Here is a 22,119-nt window from a genome sequence, read left to right as displayed (position 1 = left end):
TTGCCCGCATTGCAAGATGAATCACCAAGATCGATTCGACGAGCAAGTCTGCCCAAAATGTGGAAGGGAAATCGTCGCCGAAACGGTTAATGAAACCATCGATGAACCTACCGTGTCACCGGGTACTGAATCCTCGGTACCAGAGACTTTTCAAGAAAGCGATTCAGTGGGCGGACACGCAACCGTGCAAGATGCGGTCGACGTGACTCTGGATTTGAATTGGCATGAGCCTGAGAAAACCATTGATGAATCCGTCGCGGCAACGATTGAGTCGATTCCCGATCACTCTTCCGAGAGTGACGTCACCTTGGACTCTCACTCGCCTTCCCTCGGCAGTGAAGCCGAAGGCGACTTAACGATGGACTCGGATGCGGATTCATCGTCTGTTCAAGACGTCCGAAAAGGAAGCGGAAGAGCCGCATCGGGATCCGGCTTTAACTCGCAACTCGGCGCCACCGGGAACGCATCCAACCTAGCACGCATGTGGGGACAAATCGGCGGCGATAGTAGCAATCCGATGAGCTCGATGGGCGGCGATGAGCAGATTGCCAGCGCCACCTTGTTCGGCAGACTATGTACACGCTCCTTGGCTGACCTGGATGCCCCTGATAGCGATGATTCTGACTACCAGTTATTAGAGCAACTTGGCGAAGGTGCGATGGGAGTTGTTTTCGCGGCGAGGCAGAAAGCCATGGATCGCACCGTCGCAATTAAGGCAATCAAGCCGGGCAAGCACAACAATGACGATAGTAAGCGTAAGTTTCTCTACGAAGCACAGATTACCGGTGATCTCGACCATCCCAATATCGTTCCCATCCATGAACTAGGTTCCAATTCAGACGGGACTTTGTTCTACGCTATGAAATTGGTCAGTGGTACCCCGTGGCAGAAAGCAATCAAAGATAGGTCACGCGAAGAGAATATCGACATCTTGATGAAGGTCAGCGATGCAATCGGGTTCGCACATTCAAAAGGGATAATCCATCGCGATCTCAAACCCGACAATATTATGTTGGGCCCCTTCGGTGAGGTTCTCGTGATGGACTGGGGTTTGGCGATCAGCGTTCTACGGCATCAACCCTTTGGTCTGGGCGGCACACCAGCCTACATGTCACCCGAGATGGCAAAACATGATGTCAAGCGGATCGGTCCTCGGAGTGATATCTACTTGCTCGGGGCGATGTTGTTTCAGGTCGTCACCGGGCGGGCACCTCATCCAGGAAAGAAGGTAACCGAATGCTTGCTCTCAGCGGTTCGCAATGAGTTTGTTCCGCACGATGAAAACGATGCACTCGTTGCGATCGCGAAAATTGCAATGGCAAGCGAAGTTACGGATCGGTACGAATCCGTCGCTGCATTCCAAGACGCAATAAGGGAGTACCGTCGCCATTCCGAAAGTATTGCGATTACACAACGGGCGACCAGCCTATTGGCCTCCGCCCAAGACAAACGTGACTACCAGCAGTTTTCGCGAGTTTTATTTAGTCTTGATGAAGCACTTGAACTTTGGCCCGATAATCAATCCGCCAAAAAGCAAATCGCTGTCGCTCGACTCGCATACGGACACTGTGCATTTGAACAAGGCGACTACGACCTGTGCATGCAAACGTTGGTTCCGGGAGTTCCGGCCGAAGACGATTTGATTGCCAAAGCGAAACAGGCACGAGATCTGGCCGCTTCGCGAGAGCAAAAGTTCAAGCGATTGCGAAAAGTGCTTGCCACCGTCATTCTATGTGCCGTCGTAGGTTTGTCCGCCCTCTCTGTCTTTTTGAACTCGGCCCGACTGGAGATCGATAAGCAGCGAGGTCAGCTCGCCCAAACCAATACTCAGCTTGTCGCCGCGAATGATTCCGAGCGTAAGGCTCGCGAAGATGCTGAACGAGCCGCATCGCAGGAGAAACTGGCCAAGGAAAAGGCGATTCGTGCCGCCGAAGCTGAGATGAAAGCAAAACTGCTCGCCGAGCAAGCGGCCGAAGAAGCACGGAAGGCAGCGATTGCCGAAACGAAGGCGCGTGAAGACGAAGCCAAGGCACGGATGGTTGCCGAAGATGCGTTGAAGAGTGAAAAGGCCGCTCTCGCAACTGCTGTCGCCGCACGGGATGCCGAATCCGCCGCGCTCGCGAAATCGCTACGCAGCGCGATGGTAACGACCTTAGGTAGCTACCAATCGCGGCTCAACTTGGCGCTCGCCCAAGCGGAACAGCATGACGTCGTTCGAAGCAGTCAATTGCTCTCGGAAATCAAGACGATCGAGAACCAGTTTCAGACCAACTTCCAACAAACGCCACCCCTTCTGAGTAACTGGGCCTTTCGCCGCGTGGGACTGTTGACCAACGAAGACCTGCCACGCGTACAAGTGGGCGAGCGGATCAGTTCAATCAGTTTGGCTTCGAATGCACCCATCATTGCCACGAGCGAGACTGACGGTCGATTTCATCGATTTCGGTTCGGCAACGATGGTGGAGTCGATCCGCTCGAAATGCCTGAGGTGGATGCACAAGTGGTTCACGTTGCCATTTCTCCCGATGGGAGTGAGTTGGCTTTCATGACCATCGATGCGAGTAAACGCTCCGCAGCGTATGTCTGGAATGAGTCAACCAACTTGATCACATCCCTACCCGGTATCGCCGCGCGACCAATGCAGAACATGAGCTACAGTCCCGACGGACAATGGCTCGTTGGCGGAGTGAACGGTGGTCTTTGGATATGGAAGCGAAGCAACGGTCAATTCTCGACAGCACCGCGGCGGGCGGTGGCGAAAGGAAGCCTGCGATCGATTCAATTCGCAATGGCTCGAGGCCGCTCCGTCGCTAACTGTCTTATTGCCATTGGATCGGAAGGGGAGGTCGCACATGCCATTGTGCAGGTGGATCTCGAGGATGCCCAAACGACCGCGTTTGAATTGCCTCCATTCTTGCTCGATGGATTGTCAGCCACTGCGACGTTCGGAACCCAAGGTGACTTGCTCGTCGGAACGGAGACGGGACAACTTCACCACCTCAGCGCAGAAAGAAATCAGTACGTCTTGGTAGCGGAAGTATTGCCCCGTAAGCACGCAACACGAGTGACACGGATCGAGATCGGCGTCGATGGTCACGCACTCACCTACGGAAGCGAGCCGGTCGCTCATGTTTGGTCATTGCCCGATGGTGGTGACGTCCAATCTGTCGACTATCAACAAACACTTTCAGGACTTTCCAATAATCTCCAGTGGTGCGACTTTTCCAATGACGACCAATCGGTCTTTGCAGTTGATCAATCCGGAATGTCCATCCGATGGGACCTTGCCAGCCAAGCGTCCCGGCGGAACGTGGTACCCTCGTTGGGAACAAAAGACGGCGTCGACGGACTTTCAGCCGTCGTGATGGGGGTTTTTGCAAGCGAACATGCCAACACATTCGAAGCGATCGATGCCAATGGTGTTCTGTCTCGTTATACGTCGAGTCTCTCCTCGATGAGGCGTCGTGGTGCGATTCATTCCTATGCCATCGATTACATCGGACATACTCCAGGAACCGAGATTTCTGATATGGCCTTTGCACCGCATAACGGGCAACTCGTTACCCTGGCCCGTCGCTTGCCCGACAACGTCTACGTGACCAATTCTCCGATGACCCAAACCGAATTGTGTCAGTGGGACATGAGTTCCGGTAATATGGTTGCACGACTGGACCTGGACAGCGAATCCGAATCCCGGGTGACGATCGCAGCGACGGGATCGATCGCATGCGTCGGCGGAGAATCAGAAACTTATCTAATCGATCTCCAACGTTCCTCGGTATCTTCGCATCCTTTCGGCAGCATCTTTGCAGTCACTAACCCGGCCTCGGAATCTCAGGTCATGTTGGTTCGGGCAACCGGTGCGGTGCAACTCATTGACGTCATCGACGCAGCCAAACCGACACTCAGCCAGTTTCAATTGGCCGCGTACTCCGAAGCCCGTCCTGTCGATGGTGTTTGGTCGCCGACAGGAAAACACTTCTATATTATTTATGAGAATGGACGAATTGCTAGGTTCGCCGTCAACGCTGATTCCATTGAAAAGCCGGTTCTCTCCGACCCGATCGAATCGCTTCGAATTTTGCAGCGGGTGCGTGCTTGGCAATCATTGGACGTCCGCATTCAAAGCCTTTCCGAAGCAGAAGACGAGTTGGTCAGTATCGTCCGTAGTACCGATGGCGAAGTCATTTCGCGACTGACTCGCATTCGATGGCCCCATCGGTCGGACCAGCCAACGGTCGGCCAAGTCGATTCAATGAATCGCGACCTCAGGCTCACATCCAACCTGACCGATGAGACAATCGCATCAATCCCGCTGCAATCGATCGGTTTGGCATTAACGACCCATTCGCTCCGCGGGCTTCGACAAATCAACTCAAGTACTTGGGTCGCCGTGGGAGTCAACGGAGATATTCAATTTGGAAATGAGAAACCCCATCAATGGGTACACCGTACCGGTAGAACTCCCTGTATCGCGGCTTCCGTTGATCGGGGCGGCGATCGCTGGGTGGTGCTTCAAGATAACGGCTGTTTGTGGAAGATCGATCGAACCGATGGGAAACCTGAATGGAGATTACTGGCTGGTTTCGGCGATGGACTGCAACACATTCGTCTCAGTACATCGGGCCGTGATGCCGTCGGTCTTTCCAACGACGACAAATCGTCCAACGCCATTCTCTTTGACATCGAACAAGAAACGATTCTGCGGCAATGGGACGACGTTGCCAACGCCTCTTGGCATCCCCTCGAAGATCGACTATTAATTGCCAGTACCTCGGGGCGACTCAGTGAAACCAGTCGCGCGAACGACTATCAATCTCCAGTGTCCGTCGCATCGGTAGACCTCGCGGGTGACCGAATTCAGGACGTTGGTTACTTCCGTGACACAGTCGCCGATGGCAATGACCGCTGGTATGCAAGCGTTTTGCGAGATCATGGTACCGGAAGCCGAGTCTCCATCCATCGTATTGACCAGGATGGAGATCAGCCTCCGCTTTCGTTTGGCGTGCTGGACTCCAAGACGCGGATCCGCACGATCGCCTCGTCGCCAACCGAGAACGTGTTTGTAACAGGGGATGAAAGCGGAACATTGATTGTTTGGTTCGCTTCCCCATCACTCGATGAAACGCCGCGAGAGCTTTTCACACTTCCCGGACATCGAGGTGCGTCCATCCAGTGCGTCAAATTCTCAACCGACGGATCGGTGATCTTCACGACCGATTTAGAACGTCGCATGTTAGGTCACCCTAGCGACCCCGCTGACATCGTTGAACCCAACATTGCCAGAAGGGTTCCAAGCCGAGAAGGAACTTAGGCCTGGACTGTCAATACTTCGTGATTGACACGATCATTTCAACATTCGTTTTTGATCCGCTGCACCCAATTCGAATCCTTGATCCGGCCCGACGAAAAGCCTAGAGATCGAGGTCGGCGAATGGCGTTGTGCTGGGCTGTTCAAAATTCGGTGTTGACTCGTTGTTTTTCCTTTATCTCTCAGCAGTTTCTTGTCCGGCTGTCACCTCTCCCGAACGCAGTTTGGGGGAGGTCGAGCGACGACGTTCAGGAGTCCGCGAGGGAGGGGGCACGGGCGTTATTTGATTGAATCGGCTTGGTTTGCCCTGGGGATGCCCCCTCCCGGATCTTGCTTCGCTCGATCCGACCTCCCCCAGCTTCGCTGGGAGAGGTGACAGGAAGTTGCGGAGAACGAAAATGTCGCAATACCAAATTTTGAACAGCCCAGCGTTGTGCTGAGGCAGTGTTCGTGTTCGCCTCGCGGTATTCACTGGACCTGGGGACATCGACGCCACAACGTTTCTGAAGCTACCTACATCACCCATTTGGATGTGCTCTTCAACGATGTTGCCGGCGTTGCGGATCTCGCGGCAAACAATCGACTGCGTGTGGAACGATTTGCGGTGAATGCCGCAGACGCTGAAGCTGGGAGCGGAACGATCGTTAGCGGAGTGAATGCCGTTGCGAATGGCAATTCAATTCGTTTGGACTTTGGTACTAACGGGCTCGGTGGCGCGAAGGCTGCGGGCGATGGCTTCTATTGAGTTCTGATGGATTTGGACGGTGATGGCCAGTTCGATGACGGACATTTCGAATTCTTCCGATTGTTCGGCGATACCAACGGAAATGGTCGTGTCGAGGCCTCAGATCAACTCAACATCAATGAAGATATCAACGGTGACGGACGAATCGACACTCGTGACCGACGCGATGCGAAGACACGACTTCACCAAGCCGTTGACGACGCGTTGCTTGCGTTGATAGACGACTGATTGAAAACGATTCAACCTAACCGCGCGAACTACGAATTCGTTGCGTCGACGGGCGGGCTGGGGAATGACCATCCCCCAGCCCTGCCGAAACTGACCACGACGAATTCTATGTCAATGAAGCTATCAGGCGTCGAGAGCGTTTCTAAAAACCTAAGAAAACAGCAGCCGCTCGCCACAGCTGCTGATGGTTTTCGGCTCGAGAGTTAAAGAGCGAGGTCACCGAAGAGTGGTGTGCTGAGGTATCGTTCGCCGAGGCTGCACATGATTGTGACGATTCGTTTGCCCTTCATTTCCGGGCGGGCGGCGACGAGGGCGGCGGCGCACATGTTCGCTCCGCTGCTGATTCCGCCGACGATGCCTTCTTCTTTGGCCAGTCTGCGTCCCCATGCAAACGCGTCTTCGTCGTCGATCTGAACCACGTCGTCGATGATCGACGTGTCCAAGTTTCCGGGGATGAAGCCCGCGCCGATGCCTTGTATGCGGTGCTTGCCAGGCGATCCGCCGCTGATCACGGGCGAATGTTTGGGTTCGACGGCGAACGCTTTGAAATCGGGGTTCATCTTTTTGAGGAACCGCGAGACACCAGTAATCGTTCCGCCGGTGCCTACGCCCGCGACAATCGCGTCGATTTGATGTCCGCTATCGGCCCAAATTTCCGGGCCGGTGGTGGCTTCGTGGATCGCCGGGTTGGCGGGGTTCTCGAACTGTTGCGGCATGAATGCGTTGTCGGTCTTATTGACCAACTCCTGCGCCGTATCGATGGCACCTTTCATCCCGTCGCCGGCGGGGGTGAGGACCAAGTTCGCGCCCATCGCCCGCAGCAGCGCCCGGCGTTCGACGGACATGGACTCGGGCATTGTGAGGGTCAGCTTGTAGCCTTTGGCGGCGCACACGAATGCCAGTGCGATTCCCGTGTTACCACTGGTCGGTTCGATGATGTGAGTTTGCGAGTTGATCCGTCCGTCACGCTCGCCCGCTTCGATCATCGCCACGCCGATGCGGTCTTTCACGCTGTTGAGCGGCTGGAAGAATTCGCATTTCGCGAACACGGTCGCACCGCCAGCGGGAACCAAACGATTGATTCGCACCATCGGCGTGTCGCCGATCGCTCGAGTAATGTTGTCAAAAGTTTTATCACGTGGCATGGGGATGTTCCGATTCTAGGTGGTTGGTTTGGGATGTCTGACGACATCTCGCTCAAGCGACGTCCCAGGTGTCGCCGGAGCGGAATAATTTATCAAGGTCGCCTTCGCCTCTGGCTGCTTTCGCGGCGGTGACTTGCTCGTTGATTTGGTCGTTGTAGGTTGCCACGCCTTCGACTTGTCGCAAGACGCCGATCGGCTCGGGCATCTCGGGATATCGCATTCGGGCGAGCATCATCTGGATCGCCGGATTGGGATCATGAGCGTCGTGGATCAACAGATCATCGGCGGGAACGTCGGCCGTGTTGACGACTTCCAAGTGGTTGCCCATCAATCGAATGGCCTTGTCGCTGTTTTCACCAAAAATCAGCGGCTTGCCGTGTTCTAATTCGACCACATTCTCAACACGCTGCTTCTTTTCTTGGGCGTAAGCCATCGCGCCGTCGTTGAACACGTTGCAGTTTTGATAGACTTCGACCAGAGAAGTACCCTTGTGAGCGGCGGCCGCTTGCAAGGTATCGCCGAGGTGCTTGACGTGAGCGTCGATGCTGCGGGCAACGAACGTCGCTTCGGCGGCCAAGGCAACCGACAGTGGCGAGAGCGGGTGATCGATCGCGCCCATGGGCGTGCTCTTGGTGATCTGGCCTTCGACGCTGGTGGGGCTGTACTGGCCTTTGGTCAAACCGTAGATCCGGTTGTTGAACAAAATGATGTTGATGTCGAGGTTTCGGCGCAGGCAATGGATAAAGTGGTTGCCGCCGATCGACAACGCATCGCCGTCTCCCGTGATTACCCAAACCATCAAGTCGGGTCGGGTGGATTTCAGTCCGGTCGCGAAGGTCGGGGCACGTCCGTGGATGGAGTGCATCCCGTAGGTGTTCATGTAGTAGGGGAATCGACTGCTGCAGCCGATCCCGCTGATGAAAACGATCTTTTCGCGCGGCACGCCGAGATCCGGCAGCACCTTCTTCATCTGGGCGAGAATCGAATAGTCGCCACAACCAGGACACCAGCGGACGTCTTGATCGGACGCGAAATCGGCTGCTTTAAGGACGGGTAAATTCATTTTGGATTGGAAAGTTCAGGTGGATTATTGTGGCGTGATTGGCGGCGGATGCTGTTTCAGTGGGAATGCCGGGTCTTCGCCGAAGCGGCTGCGACCCAGCCTACGAGGATCTCGCTAGCCGGCTTTGCTTTGACGCAGCACGGTGGCGTGGTGCGAGATTTCTTCAACCAGTTCCGTAACGGTGAAGGGTTTGCCTTTGATCTTGTTGATGCCGATGCAATCGACCAAGTATTCGGCTCGCAACAACATCCGCAATTGGCCTGAGTTCAGCTCGGGAACCAATACAGTGCGGAAGGATCGCAACAAGTCGCCGATGTTTCGTGGCAACGGATTGAGATACCGAATGTGTGCGTGCGAAACGCTGTGTCCAGCCTTGCGGCAACGATCCACGGCGGTGTGACACGACCCGTAGGTACCGCCCCAAGACACAACGAGTACGTCGCCTTTGGTGTCACCGAAGACGTCTTGTTCGGGGATTCGATCTGCGATTCGTGCGACCTTGGCCGCACGCGTTTCGCACATGTGTTGGTGGTTATCGGGATCGTAGGAAACGTTGCCCGTTCCGTCTTCCTTTTCCAATCCACCGACGCGGTGCATCAAATCCGGCGTCCCCGGGATCGCCCACGGGCGGGCGAGATTTTCGTCACGGGCGTACGGAAGGAATGGTTCGTCACCGTTGCGACCTTCGGGATGCGAGCACTGGATTTTAGGCATTTCACTGACCGTCGGTATCTTCCACGGTTCGCTGCCGTTGGCAATGTATCCGTCGGACAACAACATCACCGGGCACATGCACTCCGTCGCGATCCGCCACGCTTCGACGGCCATATCGAAACAGTCACCAGGCGAACGCGGTGCCAGAACGGGCATCGGTGCTTCGCCGTTACGGCCGAACATGACTTGCAGCAAATCGCTCTGTTCGGTCTTGGTCGGCAACCCGGTGCTTGGTCCGCCGCGTTGGACGTTGATGATGATCATCGGCAACTCCAACATCACCGCGAGTCCCATCGCTTCGCCTTTGAGTGCGATACCTGGGCCGCTGCTTGCGGTGACCCCCATCGTGCCGCCGAAAGCTGCTCCGATGGTGGCGCAGATTGCCGCGATTTCGTCTTCGGCTTGAAAGGTGCGAACTCCGTAGTTCTTGTACTTGGTCAACTCATGAAGGATGTCCGAAGCGGGCGTAATCGGATACGTCCCGTAGAACAAATCTTTGTTGCTGAGTTTTGACGCGGCGATCAAACCCCAAGCGAGTGCTTGGTTGCCCATGATGTTGCGGTAAGTTCCCGGCACCAACTGCGCGGCTTCGACTTGGTAACTTTCACCGAACTCTTCGGTCGTTTCACCGAATGCCCAACCGGCTCGCAAGGCAGCGATGTTGGCGGCGGCTACGTCGGGTTTCTTGCCGAACTTAGCGTCGATGAAACGCAGCGTCGGTTCGAGCGAACGGCCGAAGAGCCAGTACACCAAACCCATCGCGAAAAAATTCTTGCAACGGTCCGCGATCTTCGTCGACAGACCGTGTTCGGCAACGGCGTCTCGGGTCATCTTGGTCATGTTGACCTTCACGACTCGGTACTGCTGCATCAGCACTTCCGCATCAAGCGGGTTGCTTTCCATCTTGGCGAGCTTGAACTCTTTGTCGTTGAACCCGTCTTCATTGACGATCAGGATGCCGCCTTTACGGAGGTCGCCGATGTTGGTCACGAAAGCGGCGGCGTTCATCACCACGAGCGCATCAAGCACATCGCCGGGCGTGAAAATTTCTTCGCTCGCGAATTGCACCTGGAATCCCGATACGCCCGCCCGGGTCCCTCGAGGAGCACGGATCTCAGCGGGAAAGTCGGGGAATGTGGCGACATCGTTGCCAGCCAATGCCGAGGTATTGGTCAACTGGGTTCCCAGCAACTGCATTCCGTCGCCCGAGTCGCCACACAGGCGAACGGTGATCCCGGTAACGGATTGGATCTTTTTGGCGGTCGTTTCAATCATGAGGTTAACGTCACCCGGAGTCGGTGACTGATGGAGAGCATGGCGAGAGAGGTGGGATGGGACGGCTACGGTAGCCCAACCAGACCGAATGCAGGGACTTTACGGATTGTATCGAGCAATCCGACCCGCAAAATCACCCGAATCTTAACTTTTTTTTGGATTGGGCGAAATGGAGCCTCTGAGGGCTTGGAAACCGAGAGGCCGTAGCGAAAGTCGCCAAGACTTCCGGTGATTTTCGAGCGTTTCCGAAACTCTTGGCCAGCGGGCTGTTGATTGAATCGTAACCCGATGCGTCAGCGAGGGATTGAGCGCCATTCATTCTCTTTAAAAGTATCCCTCGCTCACGCTTCGGGTTACGATTAAATCGACACGCCGTGACGCATCGGGTTACGATTAAATCAACAAGCCGCAGGCCGCTGACGGCGGCTATTTTCGCTGCCAATCGCCCCAATTGCTGTATTCCCCCCGAATTAGGAAGAATTCCCAGTTAGACATCGTCCTCCCAGTTGACGGCTGGCCGACAGTCCGTAAACTCTGCGCAAATTGCCTCGTCGTGTGGCGCAGGCTAAAATTCCCCCCAACTGGAGAGTTAGATGATCCGTACGATTTTGGCCGTTGCCCTGTTGGCTGTTGTCAGCACCGTTGTTGCCCCTCAAGCCGAAGCTGGTCTGTTCGGTTGCTTCAAGAAGAAGGCTGACTGCTGCGAGCCAGTTTGCTGCCCAGCTCCTGAGCCCGTGTGCTGCCCAGCACCCGAGCCCGTTTGCTGCCCAGCTCCTGAGCCTGTTTGCTGCCCAGCACCAGCCCCGGTTTGCTGCCCAGCTCCTGAGCCCGTTTGCTGTGACCCATGCGATCCTTGCTGCGAGCCACCTCGCCAAGGCTTGTTCGCTAAGCTCAAGGCTCACTTCGCTGCCAAGCGAGCAGCCAAGGCTTGCTGCGACCCATGCGATCCTTGCTGCAACTAAGCATTGCAACAACGTATCGAACCGAACGAAAAAGCGGGACTCAATCTTTTGAGTCTCGTTTTTTATTGGCAGACAGTTTTTTATTGGCAGATAGTTTTAATTGACGAGAAGGGGTTAATTGGTAAAAAGCGGGTAATTGGGCAGACGGCTTTCATTGGGGCAGAAGGCTTTCATTGGGCAGAAGGGCGGAGTGGCGGTATTCAGGCAAAATCGAGTTGAGAGATTCGGGTTATTCCGTTTGTAGCAATTAAACTGCTCTCGAACGATGCGGGGGGATCTCCCCTGCTCCTCGACCGGGTCGACATCTGAAGCGACTCGGACGCCACAGGAGGGGCGGACCACCTTCCCCGATTTCTTACCTGCCAACATGATATTCTTTCGGCGATCGACTTCGCGTTCTCGTCACTCTGGTCGTGCCAACGCATCAAACCGATTCACGTCCATTTCGCAGCTCGAGGCCCGGATGATGCTCGCCGGCGATGCTGGTGATGTTGTCGCCGCAGCCGTTTCTTCGTCGGCGGTTCCCCTTTCGGGTGAGAGTTCCGCGATCCATGGCGGGCACGGCAGTGGCGAAGCCCAAGCAACTTTCCTATCAAGTTCGGAAGACGTCGCAAACCGAACTACGATCGTTTTGGTGGATTCGCGGGTCGACGATCAGGCAGTGCTGCTTGCCGATCTTCCCGCTAACGCGGAGGTCGTCTTGATTTCATCGGAAGTCGACGCGATCGAGCAAATCACCGAGATCCTGCGTGGCCGATCAGGAATCGAAAGCCTGCATTGGATCAGCCATGGAAGCGATGGACGGATTCAGCTTGGCCGGGATCTCATTGACGCTCAATCGTTGACGTCCCGGGCCGAATGGGTGCACTCGTGGAGGGCGGCACTAACGGATCAGGCCGATATCTTGATCTACGGTTGCGACGTGGGGCGTGGGCAACAGGGGCGTTCATTACTGCGTACGCTCGCGGATCTCACCTCGGCCGATGTCGCCGCCTCGATTGACGCGACGGGCAACGGCCGGCGTGGAGGCGATTGGACTTTGGAGCAACGGTTCGGCTCGATCGAATCATCGATCGTGGTTTCGGAATCCGCGAGATACCAATACGCTTCCGTGTTGCCCATTACCGTTTTCGCGGCCGGGTCAACGGGCGAAGAAAACCTCTCGCTTCAAATCGATGGGACGACGGTCGCCCAATGGTCCAACATTGGTGGCAACGATGCCGAAGGCAAGTTCAACGCATTCGTTTTCAACAATGAAAACGCCGTTTCGGCCGACCGCGTTCGAGTTGTCTTTACCAACGATCTCCACGAACCAGGCGTCGTCGACCGAAACGTTCGGATCGATCGCGTCGTGATCGATGGAATTGAATACCAAACCGAATCGTCAGGCGTGTTTTCCACGGGGACTTGGCGACCGGGCATCGGCGTCACACCGGGCAACGCTGAATCCGAGTTCCTGCACGCGGGAGGCTACTTCCAATATGCCGAATCGGCGCGCAGCGCCGAGCATTTCATCACGATCTATGCGGCCGGTCAAACGGGAACCGAGTCGATGGAATTGGCAATCGATGGCCAAGTCGTCCAGCGATGGGATCGTGTCGGCGGCGATGTCCAGGACCGAATCTTCGGTACGTTCGTATTCGCGACCGACGGTGTCTTTGACCAGCCCATCGACGCGAATCGGATTCGTGTTCAATTGATCGACGGGTCAATGGGACCGAACTTCGACAAGAACCTCGTCGTCGACAAAATCATGATCGACGGTGTTGCCTTTGAAGCTGAAAGCCCGGACGTGATTTCGACGGGAACTTGGCGTGCCGATGACGGGATCGTCACCGGGTTTCGGGGCAGCGAGTGGTTACACGCAACGGGATTTTTGCAATTTGATGCTGACACCCGGTCGTACAACGGCATCGGCAATCATCTGCAGTTCGATGATTGGGGGAGTGCTGGACAGCAATTATTGCGAATCGCCCCGGCACGCTACGCCGATGGGACATCCGAGGCCGTCGGCGAAAGCCTGCCCAGTGCCCGGGAGGTCAGTAACCTAATCGTCGCCCAAACGCCCGGGTCGGTCGGCAATCCGGAAGCACTTTCGGTGATGGTTCATGTATGGGGGCAGTTCATCGATCATGACATGGATCTGACCGAAACGCCTGCAGAGAATGGCGAATCGCTGGCGATCTTAGTTCCGACGGGTGATCGATTCTTTGATCCCCAGGGAACCGGTGCTGTCGTGATCAACCTCACGCGATCCCAAGCGAGTCAAGGAACCGGCACGAGTCCGGCCAACCCTCGCCAGCACGACAATAGTATCACGGCCTTTATCGACGGTTCGATGGTATACGGATCGGATGCCGAGACCGCCAATCGACTGCGAGAGTTGACAGGCGGCCGAATGAAAATCAGCAACGGCAATCTGTTGCCGATTGATGCAAACGGTAACTTCATGGCCGGCGACATTCGAGCGATGGAAAACGTAAATTTGACCACGCTGCACACCCTGTTCATCCGCGAGCACAATCGATGGGCAGAGTTGATCCAAGCCGACTCACCGCAATGGTCTGATGAACAAATCTTCCAGGAAGCACGCAAGATCGTCATCGCCGAAATACAGGCGATTACATACAACGAGTTCCTTCCCGCCTTGCTTGGCGAAGACGCGATTGCGGCCTATCGTGGATACGATTCGAACATCAATCCGGGAATCGCAACGGAGTTCTCCACCGCTGCGTATCGGGTCGGGCACACGATGTTGAACGACCAAGTCGAATTCATGGGCACGTACAGCGATCCGCTCCATGACCCGATGTCCCTGGCTGAGGCGTTCTTCGCCCCCGCTATTTTGCAAGAACGTGGTATCGACTCGTCATTGAAGTTTGCCGCATCCGTTCAGGCGCAGTCGATTGATAATCAAATCGTCGATAGTTTGCGTAATTTCTTGTTCGGAGCTCCAGGCAACGGCGGCTTTGATTTGGCGTCGTTGAACATTCAGCGTGGACGAGACCACGGGCTAGCTGATTACAATTCAACCCGACAAGCTTATGGTTTGAATCCGGTCGATGACTTCAGTGACATCACGTCGGACGTGGATCTGCAAAACAAGTTGCGAGATCTTTACGGCGATGTCGATTCGATCGATTTGTGGGTCGGCGGTCTGGCCGAAGATGCCGCACCTGGGCGTTCGATGGGAGAAACTTTCCGGACGATCATCGCGGAACAATTCACACGAACACGCGACGCCGATCGATTGTGGTACGAAAACGTGTTCTCATCCGATGCCGTTGAGGCGATTCGCCAAACAACGCTTAGCCAAATCATTTCTCGCAACTCAACCGTCCACACCGTCCAAGATGATGTATTCCGAGTTTGGGGCGTGGTCGAAGGCCGCGTTGCGACGACTTCGAACCAAGCTGTGGGCAACGTTACGATTGAACTTTACAACGGCGCAGGTGAACGAATCGCGCAAACGATCTCGGATGCCGAAGGACGTTATCGATTCAATCAAATCACACGCACGGGTGCTTACCGTGTGCTCTTGCAACTCGATGGAACTTACGTGTCGACGGGCACCGGCTTTGACGACGTATGGTTCTACGAGGGCAACATGGTGATCGGCGATGTCGATTTTGAATTGGTTCCTAACACGCAGGACTTCGCTTAGGACGAGGCCATCAAAAGGCCTCCGCCGATGCCACTACCGACCCGCTGAGCTACAACGACGATGGCCGGCTCAGCTTGCCCGGTTCGGTCACCTGGACGTTGGTGGAAAGATGAGCTTGGGTCGTCCGTTGCAGCTCGTCGGCCTGAGTATTGCGTTCGACGCGGGCTGCCGAATTGGGGCTGGCGAGTTTTCCCAAGTGAATGACCGGTTCGCCGGGTTGAACGGCGGGCAGCGTTGACATTCCAATAACGATCCCGTCGAAGGGTGCCTCGAGTCGATTCTGATCCTCGTGGACAAGACTACTGTTGGTCGCCAAGGGTTGACCGCTGACCACGGTCGAACCGGGGGCAACGTGAAGGTCCAAGAAACCACCGCGTTCGGCGCGGATCCATTTGGTTGTTCGAATACGTACTTGGTTTACCGGCACATCGGGTTGGCCGTCGACCATGCCGAGTTCCTTGAGCACGTTGATGATGCCCCGCGTCATGGTCTCGACGACCGATGGTTCGACTTTCCACACCTCGCCACCCTCGACCACGATGGTCGGGCATCCGGCAGCGGTCGCCTCGCGGCGGAAGGAACCTTTGGGACCTTTTCCGTCCAAGATCACGCCGGCCCCGAACGCTTTGGCGATTCTCATGCACTGTTCGTTATTGAAGTCCACCCTTGCGCTGGGATAGTTGGTGCGGCGCACCGCGGCGGTATGCAAATCGATCCCGTAGTCGCAACGCAAGACGATCGCATCAAAGATCACTCGCGCCATCCGCATCGCCATGCTTCCCGACGCGTTGCCGGGAAAACATCGGTTGAGGTCACGACGATCGGGCAAATAACGCGAATGACGTTCGAAACCCAGTACATTGAGGACCGGAATCATGACCGTCGTCCCCCGCCGCACGACGAATTCGCGATCGGACAACAAGGACCGGATCGCCCCCGTTCCATTGAGTTCATCGCCGTGCAATGCACCGGCCACGAACACCGACGGTCCCGGCTCGCCGCCTCGAATCACACGGATCGGGATGGAGATATTCCGACCGCTATAACTTTCGGTGATTTGGAGTTCCGCATTGATTGATTCGCCTGGAGCGACTTCACGCCCGAACCAAGTCTCGGCCAGTGATCGGGTTTCCGACCGAAGTTCCGTTCCGACTCGCGGCGATTTTTCCGCCTGGGATGGGGGTTCAGCCTGGGAATCGCTCATGCCATGCTTTGAAGAGGAATGGGAATCAAATCGAAGTTTTTATCCGCAATTTCAATCGCAAAGGTGTGCCGGAGCACAAAACGGACTCGCGTCTAATGTACCTGACCGAGCCGAAACGACCAGGACGCCAGCGGCTGTACCGAAACGACCTCGACATCCCCCCCGCCCGTTCGCCTATGATCCCGGCATGAAACTTGACTCCCCGACCAAACGATTTTCGACTCTGCTGACGTGGGCCGTCCTGTCGGTGTTGTTATCCGTTGTGACGATTAACGAAACAAAGGCCCAGGAAACTCCCCTTCAAACGGCCTCGATCTCGCCCGTCCAAGCCCGGCAATCGTTTCAGTGGCTGGCAAACCAGATGATCCGCCATATACCACCTACGATTACCGGTGACGATGACTGGGGCAACACCAAAGAAGTCTGGGCGGGGGTGCGAGTCCGCCGCGACGGCTGGAAGCTGAAAACGAACCGACGAAAGAAGGAACTTCGGCACGGTCGATGGGTCCAGTACCGGATCAATCTCCCTCACCTCGCGAAGCCGACCATGGCAAACGAAACGATCGACGAATCCGTCGAGATTCGTTCCGTCACGCCAGACCTTCACAGGTGGCGGATCGAAGCCGCTGCTCGCACGCCGGCTGATTTTTCAGTCCGCGTGGAACGATGGAACCTGGGCTTTCAGCTCTACAGTATTGAGATAAGCGGCAAGATGACTCTATCGCTCACTACCATACTGACCCTAGCCGTCCAACCAGATTGGTCCGAAGTCCCTCCGGCTATGCAATTGAACGCCGACATCGAGCAAGCCGCGTTGAAGATCGAGCGATTTGAGGTCGAACGAATCAGCAAGATCGGTGGTGATGTGGCGGAGGAAATCGGCGACCTGGCCGAGCATACGATCGGCAAAGTTTGGATGCGAAAAGAGAACGAGCGATTGGCTTCGCGCTTGAATCACGCGATCTCGAAGAACCACGATGACTTAAGATGGTCCATGTCCGACTGGATCACCGGATTGACGCTTGGTGCCGACGGAACTCCGATGGAACCGAACGCTGGTCGTTTGGCCCCATGAATTTTTTTTGCCATGCACTACCGTATCTCGATCAACCCGTCGTTGCCGTCTGCACCGGCGTGCCGGATTTCTTATCGGTGATTGACCGCAAGATTCGCGTTCGTGGCCGAGTGGCGACTCCGTTTCTACAATCGGAAGATTCGATCACCCGCGACGTAGCGGCAGGCATCTTGGCACACATCCGAGACGACCGATGGTTTCATGGCGGCGAGACGTTCGTGCGGATGAACCTCGAGTTCGCTGTTGCGTTGCGAGACCTTTTGCCCGGCGACGCCGGTTTTCGCCCGACCTTCGTCGGGCACATCTTGATCGAGATGTTGCTCGACGCGAACTATTTGGCGGAAACGCCAAAATTGGTTGCTCGTTACTACGATCTGTTTGCTGAAGTTCCGACGACCGAAATCGAGCGAGTCGTCAACCAAATCAGTGGCAAACCATCGAGCCAAATCTCCTCGACGCTCGGCCGCTTCGCTGAAACTCGATTTTTATACGACTACGCGTGCGACTCAACCTTGCTGTTTCGGCTGAACCAAGTCATGAAACGAGTCGGCTTGGCACCGCTTCCCGACGCCGTCGGCGATTGGCTGCCGCTCGCCCGACATCAAGTTCGAGCCAATCATCACCGTCTGTTGCAAGAACCCGGCTCGCCGATGCGTTATGTTGAATTGCATTGAGCAACGGCATCGCGTTCGCTCCGGCACCCGTCCCTGACCTGAATCGCCGAGACTTCGAATTGGCCGACCACGACACAAACTCGATGGACGAACATCGCCATCTTCGGTCCGAATTGGAGATCGCTCGTGATCGCCTGGAACTCGCCCTGACGGGCGGCAATATCGGAATGTGGGATTGGAATCCGGCGACCTCCGAAGTCTTCTATTCTGATTCTTTTAAAGCCCAGTTGGGTTATCCGCCGGAAGTGCCTTGGTGCACGTTCGAGGAATGGGAGTCGCGATTGCACCCGGACGACCATGACCAAGCGCTCGCGACGGTGGCCGATTACTTTGCACGTCGCATGCAAGATTACAAATCGATTTTTCGGCTGCGATGCCGGGACGAGAGTTATCGCTGGATCTTGGCCCAAGGCAAAGGCGTTTTTAGCCATGATGGACCACCGATCCGTATGACCGGCGTGCATGTTGACATCACCGATCAAGTCAACGCCGATCGTGAGTTGAAGCGAGTTAACGAAGCGTTGAAAGAGAGCAACGTCGAACTACAGCAGTTCGCCTACGTCGCTTCGCACGATTTGCAAACTCCGCTGAGAGCGATCGCCGGTTTTGCGCAGTTTCTGCAAAAAGATTACGCAGTGAATCTTGACGATCGAGCTAACGATTACATTCGGCGAATCGTTTCGGGCGTCAAGCGGATGCAAGCGATGATCAACGATTTGCTCGCCTACTCAAGAGTTGAATCTCGCGCGAGTGAATTTGAGACCGTGTCCCTCGATGCGGCGGTCATGGATGCGGTCGAGTTGCTTGACGCTGTGATTCAAGAACGTCAAGCCGAATTGTCGATCGCGAGTTTGCCCGACGTCTACGGAGACGCGTTTCAGGTTTCGCAGTTGTTAACCAATCTGATCGGCAACGCGCTGAAATATAATCACGGGAAGCCGGTCATCCGCATTTGGTCGGATTCGACGGCGAATGAACGGCGGGTGTGCATCGAAGACAATGGAATCGGGATCGATGAAAAGTACCACCAGCAGATATTCGAAATATTTCGTCGTCTGCATTCCCGCGAGGAATTCGAAGGAACCGGAATCGGATTGGCCGTCTGTCGGCGGATCGTCAAACGCCACGGGTGGACGATCCACGTGGAGCCCAATCCACAAGGAGGTTCACGATTTTGGATCTGTATGCCAATACTTTTCAAACCAAATTTCACACCAGCCCCCTCCGAAGTGGTAAATTAGGCGGCAGAGCGGAACGGTGCGAACGCACCCACTAACAATTATTGGAGCGAGTTAGTCGTGTCGGAGTTGATTGATTCTTCATCGAAAACCTCCAATCAAAGTGCAAGAACGCTTCCGGGTTTCACTTCGATCGTCGAACGACTCCGACAGACCAACGAGTTCACGGCCCGGCAGCTCGAACGGATTCACCAAGAGTTATCGCATTTCTTTGAGAACGAAGATTTCTCGTTAGACGGATCGAGCGGCGGAATTGACATGATCGGCTTGAGGGTTGGTAACTTCCAACTCGAGTCACTTTTAGGTGAAGGCGGGGCGGGGCAGATTTTTCGTGCTCGTTCGTTGATCGATCCCTCGGCTTACGTCGCGTTGAAGATCATCAAACACGTTCGGTCGTCGTCACGATTCCGTCGCGAGATGGAGTTGGTACAACGTTTAGCACATCCGAATGTCGTGATCGCCTATGAAGTCGGTGAGCAAGGCGACACTCTCTTCATTGTCATGGAGGAACTTTCCGGTCCTGACTTACATCAACGAGTCACCCGGCAGGGACCCTTGGATTGGCAGGAAACGATCTCGTATATGGTCGACGCGGCGTCAGGATTGGAACATGCACATCAACGAGGCCTGATCCATCGCGATGTCAAACCAGGCAACCTGATGCTCGACGCGGGGCGAATTAAGATTACCGATTTGGGACTAGCCGTTCTCACCGAAGAAACCGAAGACGGGTTCACCGAAATCGACGACTCGACCCAATCGCACCCTCGGTTTCGAACCCAATACGAGATGCTCTGCGGAACGGCGGATTTCATGGCGCCCGAGCAAGCGAGATCGCTGGAGTCGGCGAGCATTCAATCAGACATCTACGGGCTCGGAGCGACTTGGTTTTACTTGCTGACCGGGACAAGCCGAGTGACCGGTCGGAAGATGCGCGACAAAGTTGTCAACTTGATTCGAGGTGTTGGATTGAAGCCATTGCCCGAGTCGGTTGCACCGGCAAAAGTTCGATCGGTGTGTGAAAAGATGTTCGCCTATCGTCCCGAAGACCGTTACATGTCGATGACGGAAGTGAAAGAGGCCCTACAGGCACTTATATCCGATCGCCCCGGCACCGCGCCGAAAAGCTGTATCGATGTGATGATCGTGGAAGACGACCAAGATGATCTGGTGCTGACCGTTGAAATGCTGCAGCGTGGCAACAAAGCCGTGAACGTAGTTGCATTCAATAAACTCTGTGACGCGATTGCCGCTGATCGGGATGTGCACAAGCTTGATTTGGTGTTGCTGGACCTGCAACTGCCCGATAGTCAAGGAGTCCAGACCGTTACGAGTATCCGCAAACGTTTCCCGAAGGTCCCCGTGATCGTATTGACCGGTCAAGAAGACGCGACGGTAGGAAAAGCCTGCATCGCCGCCGGCGCGGATGATTTCGCCTGCAAGAATGATCTCACACCTCACCTGCTCGAACGCATTATCTTTGTCACACTGAGTCGGCATTCGCGACGCAACCCTTCCGAAGAGGATTTTCGATGAAACGAACCTCACATATTCTTCTCGTCGAAGACGACATGGATGACGTCGAACTTGCTCGCCAGGGTTTCATTCGTTCTCATCACGACGTCGAAATTCATCACGTTCCCAACGGGCAGCTTTGCCTGGACTATCTGATGAAGGTCGGTTCATTCGCGAACGCGATCACACCTGACCTAATCTTGCTGGACCTGAACATGCCGATCATGGACGGGCGGGCCGTCTTGATGGAAATAAGCCAACGTGAACAGCTCAAGCATTTGCCGGTCGTGGTGTTGACGACTTCACGGGCACAAACCGATGTGCTGTACTCCTACGCCATGGGTTGCAACTCCTTCATCGTCAAACCGGTCGACTTCGACGATTTCCAGAAAACCGTCAACAGCATTTGCGACTATTGGTTTGAAACAAGCATGTTACCGATTTCAATTTAAGATACAGCTACGTGCCGGGTCTTCGCCGAAGCGGCTACGACCCAGCCTACATTGACCCAGGCTACGTGGACGTCATGCCTTAAGAAATCAGCAGATGCTCGCCGGGTTCGGATTCTTCCCATTCGCGGCGAATCTCGCGGAGGCCATAGGCACACAGTTCAAACTGTTCGCTCAACCGATCGAGAAGTTCGCATGGTGGCCGATCGTCTTCGCCTTCGATCGTCGAAGCAATTTTGTAGGAACGTTTTCCGTGCTGGAAATAATCAAGCAAGCGATCCGGCGATCCGGGACGATTGCCACGGACGCTCTCGGGAAACATACCTGACCAGAACAATGTGACGTCGCCGATGTGGCGATGGACCTCGCGCCGCGCCGTGCCGATCCGACGCTCGGCTTCGCAGAGCATTTGAAAAACTTCCGTGGCCGGTTGCCCGTCCGGTCGGCGGACGCGCTGGATCGCATCGACTCGATTGAAACGCAGCAACAACTCGCTGACGTAGTTCACGAGTTGGACATCGACGATGCCAAGCTTGGTTTGGAAGATGTACTCGGACAGTCCGCTTAGGAAGCGATCCAGAGCGGATCGTTTTTCGTTGGGATCAGGCATGTTCAATCATCCTTCGTCACTGGGTGAACGGAGTCACTGGGTGAACCGATAGTCGAAACTATCGCAAGGCCGAAGGGGGAATCAACACGACCGGCTGCACGACAACCGAAAAAAATCGCGCTGAATCAAAAGACCTGAAATCCAGAATTAGTTGGACATCAGCCGGGTGTCAAGCCCGAAAAATTTGAGCGTGGCGGCCTCCAGCCGAAACAGCCGCGTCGCACGTAGTGTGCGTCGCCCGAGTTGT

General features: G+C 55.4%; 15 protein-coding genes. 10 read left to right on the top strand and 5 right to left on the bottom strand.

Annotated features, from left to right (window positions below):
* The first annotated feature begins 16 nt into the window (after nt 1–16).
* The 3 genes from Pla100_RS02585 (at nt 17) to Pla100_RS02570 (ending at nt 6,284) form a co-directional block, all read left to right on the top strand.
* On the top strand, nt 17–5,314 hold the full coding sequence (locus Pla100_RS02585; RefSeq protein WP_231602595.1) for a protein kinase domain-containing protein: 5,298 nt from the start codon (nt 17–19) through the stop codon (nt 5,312–5,314).
* A 529-nt stretch (nt 5,315–5,843) separates the two neighbouring features.
* Nucleotides 5,844–6,056, top strand: a complete 213-nt coding sequence (locus Pla100_RS02575) for a hypothetical protein (protein WP_146576086.1) — start codon at nt 5,844–5,846, stop codon at nt 6,054–6,056.
* Between the two features lie 6 nt (nt 6,057–6,062).
* Nucleotides 6,063–6,284, top strand: a complete 222-nt coding sequence (locus Pla100_RS02570) for a hypothetical protein (protein ID WP_146576085.1) — start codon at nt 6,063–6,065, stop codon at nt 6,282–6,284.
* A 203-nt stretch (nt 6,285–6,487) separates the two neighbouring features.
* Here Pla100_RS02570 and cysK read toward each other — a convergent pair whose 3' ends face one another.
* From cysK to Pla100_RS02555, 3 genes are all read right to left on the bottom strand, one after another.
* Nucleotides 6,488–7,429 (bottom strand): cysteine synthase A, encoded by a 942-nt coding sequence (gene cysK, locus Pla100_RS02565; protein WP_146576084.1) that lies wholly within the window; start codon nt 7,427–7,429, stop codon nt 6,488–6,490.
* 52 nt (nt 7,430–7,481) lie between these two features.
* Nucleotides 7,482–8,492: a 2-oxoacid:ferredoxin oxidoreductase subunit beta gene (locus tag Pla100_RS02560; protein ID WP_146576083.1), complete on the bottom strand. Its 1,011-nt coding sequence runs from the start codon at nt 8,490–8,492 to the stop codon at nt 7,482–7,484.
* 114 nt (nt 8,493–8,606) lie between these two features.
* Nucleotides 8,607–10,481, bottom strand: a complete 1,875-nt coding sequence (locus tag Pla100_RS02555; RefSeq protein WP_146576082.1) for a 2-oxoacid:acceptor oxidoreductase subunit alpha — start codon at nt 10,479–10,481, stop codon at nt 8,607–8,609.
* Between the two features lie 965 nt (nt 10,482–11,446).
* On the opposite strand from Pla100_RS02555, the gene Pla100_RS02550 reads away from it, so the two are divergent.
* The gene (locus Pla100_RS02550; RefSeq protein WP_146576081.1) at nt 11,447–11,662 is read left to right on the top strand and encodes a hypothetical protein; all 216 of its coding nucleotides are present in this window, start codon (nt 11,447–11,449) and stop codon (nt 11,660–11,662) included.
* Between the two features lie 244 nt (nt 11,663–11,906).
* The gene (locus Pla100_RS02545) at nt 11,907–15,107 is read left to right on the top strand and encodes a peroxidase family protein (RefSeq protein ID WP_197167653.1); all 3,201 of its coding nucleotides are present in this window, start codon (nt 11,907–11,909) and stop codon (nt 15,105–15,107) included.
* A 49-nt stretch (nt 15,108–15,156) separates the two neighbouring features.
* Here the strand turns inward: Pla100_RS02545 and Pla100_RS02540 are convergent, their stop codons facing one another.
* Nucleotides 15,157–16,311, bottom strand: coding sequence for a succinylglutamate desuccinylase/aspartoacylase family protein (locus Pla100_RS02540; RefSeq protein WP_146576079.1), 1,155 nt, complete (start codon nt 16,309–16,311; stop codon nt 15,157–15,159).
* Between the two features lie 187 nt (nt 16,312–16,498).
* Between Pla100_RS02540 and Pla100_RS02535 the strand changes: the two genes are divergently transcribed.
* Genes Pla100_RS02535 through Pla100_RS02515 form a run of 5 tightly spaced genes read left to right on the top strand, consistent with a single transcriptional unit; the run spans nt 16,499 to nt 21,265 of the window.
* Entirely contained in the window at nt 16,499–17,386 is an 888-nt protein-coding gene (locus Pla100_RS02535) for a hypothetical protein (RefSeq protein ID WP_146576078.1), read from the top strand.
* Complete coding sequence (locus Pla100_RS02530; protein ID WP_146576077.1) at nt 17,383–18,060, top strand: hypothetical protein; 678 nt, start codon at nt 17,383–17,385, stop codon at nt 18,058–18,060. Before Pla100_RS02535 ends, Pla100_RS02530 begins: the two co-directional genes overlap by 4 nt.
* On the top strand, nt 18,057–19,301 hold the full coding sequence (locus tag Pla100_RS02525; protein WP_146576076.1) for a sensor histidine kinase: 1,245 nt from the start codon (nt 18,057–18,059) through the stop codon (nt 19,299–19,301). The genes Pla100_RS02530 and Pla100_RS02525 overlap by 4 nt, the downstream gene beginning before the upstream one ends.
* Nucleotides 19,302–19,358: 57 nt before the next feature.
* On the top strand, nt 19,359–20,834 hold the full coding sequence (locus Pla100_RS02520) for a protein kinase domain-containing protein (RefSeq protein ID WP_146576075.1): 1,476 nt from the start codon (nt 19,359–19,361) through the stop codon (nt 20,832–20,834).
* Entirely contained in the window at nt 20,831–21,265 is a 435-nt protein-coding gene (locus Pla100_RS02515) for a response regulator (protein WP_146576074.1), read from the top strand. The genes Pla100_RS02520 and Pla100_RS02515 overlap by 4 nt, the downstream gene beginning before the upstream one ends.
* 79 nt (nt 21,266–21,344) lie before the next feature.
* On the opposite strand, the gene Pla100_RS02510 is transcribed toward Pla100_RS02515, so the two are convergent.
* Nucleotides 21,345–21,872 carry a hypothetical protein gene (locus Pla100_RS02510; RefSeq protein WP_146576073.1) on the bottom strand — a complete coding sequence of 176 codons (528 nt, stop codon included), beginning with the start codon at nt 21,870–21,872 and terminating at the stop codon, nt 21,345–21,347.
* Nucleotides 21,873–22,119 lie beyond the last annotated feature (247 nt).

Source organism: Neorhodopirellula pilleata (assembly GCF_007859915.1).
GTDB classification, from domain to species: Bacteria; Planctomycetota; Planctomycetia; order Pirellulales; family Pirellulaceae; genus Rhodopirellula; species Rhodopirellula pilleata.
This window is presented reverse-complemented; position numbering and strand designations above follow the sequence as displayed.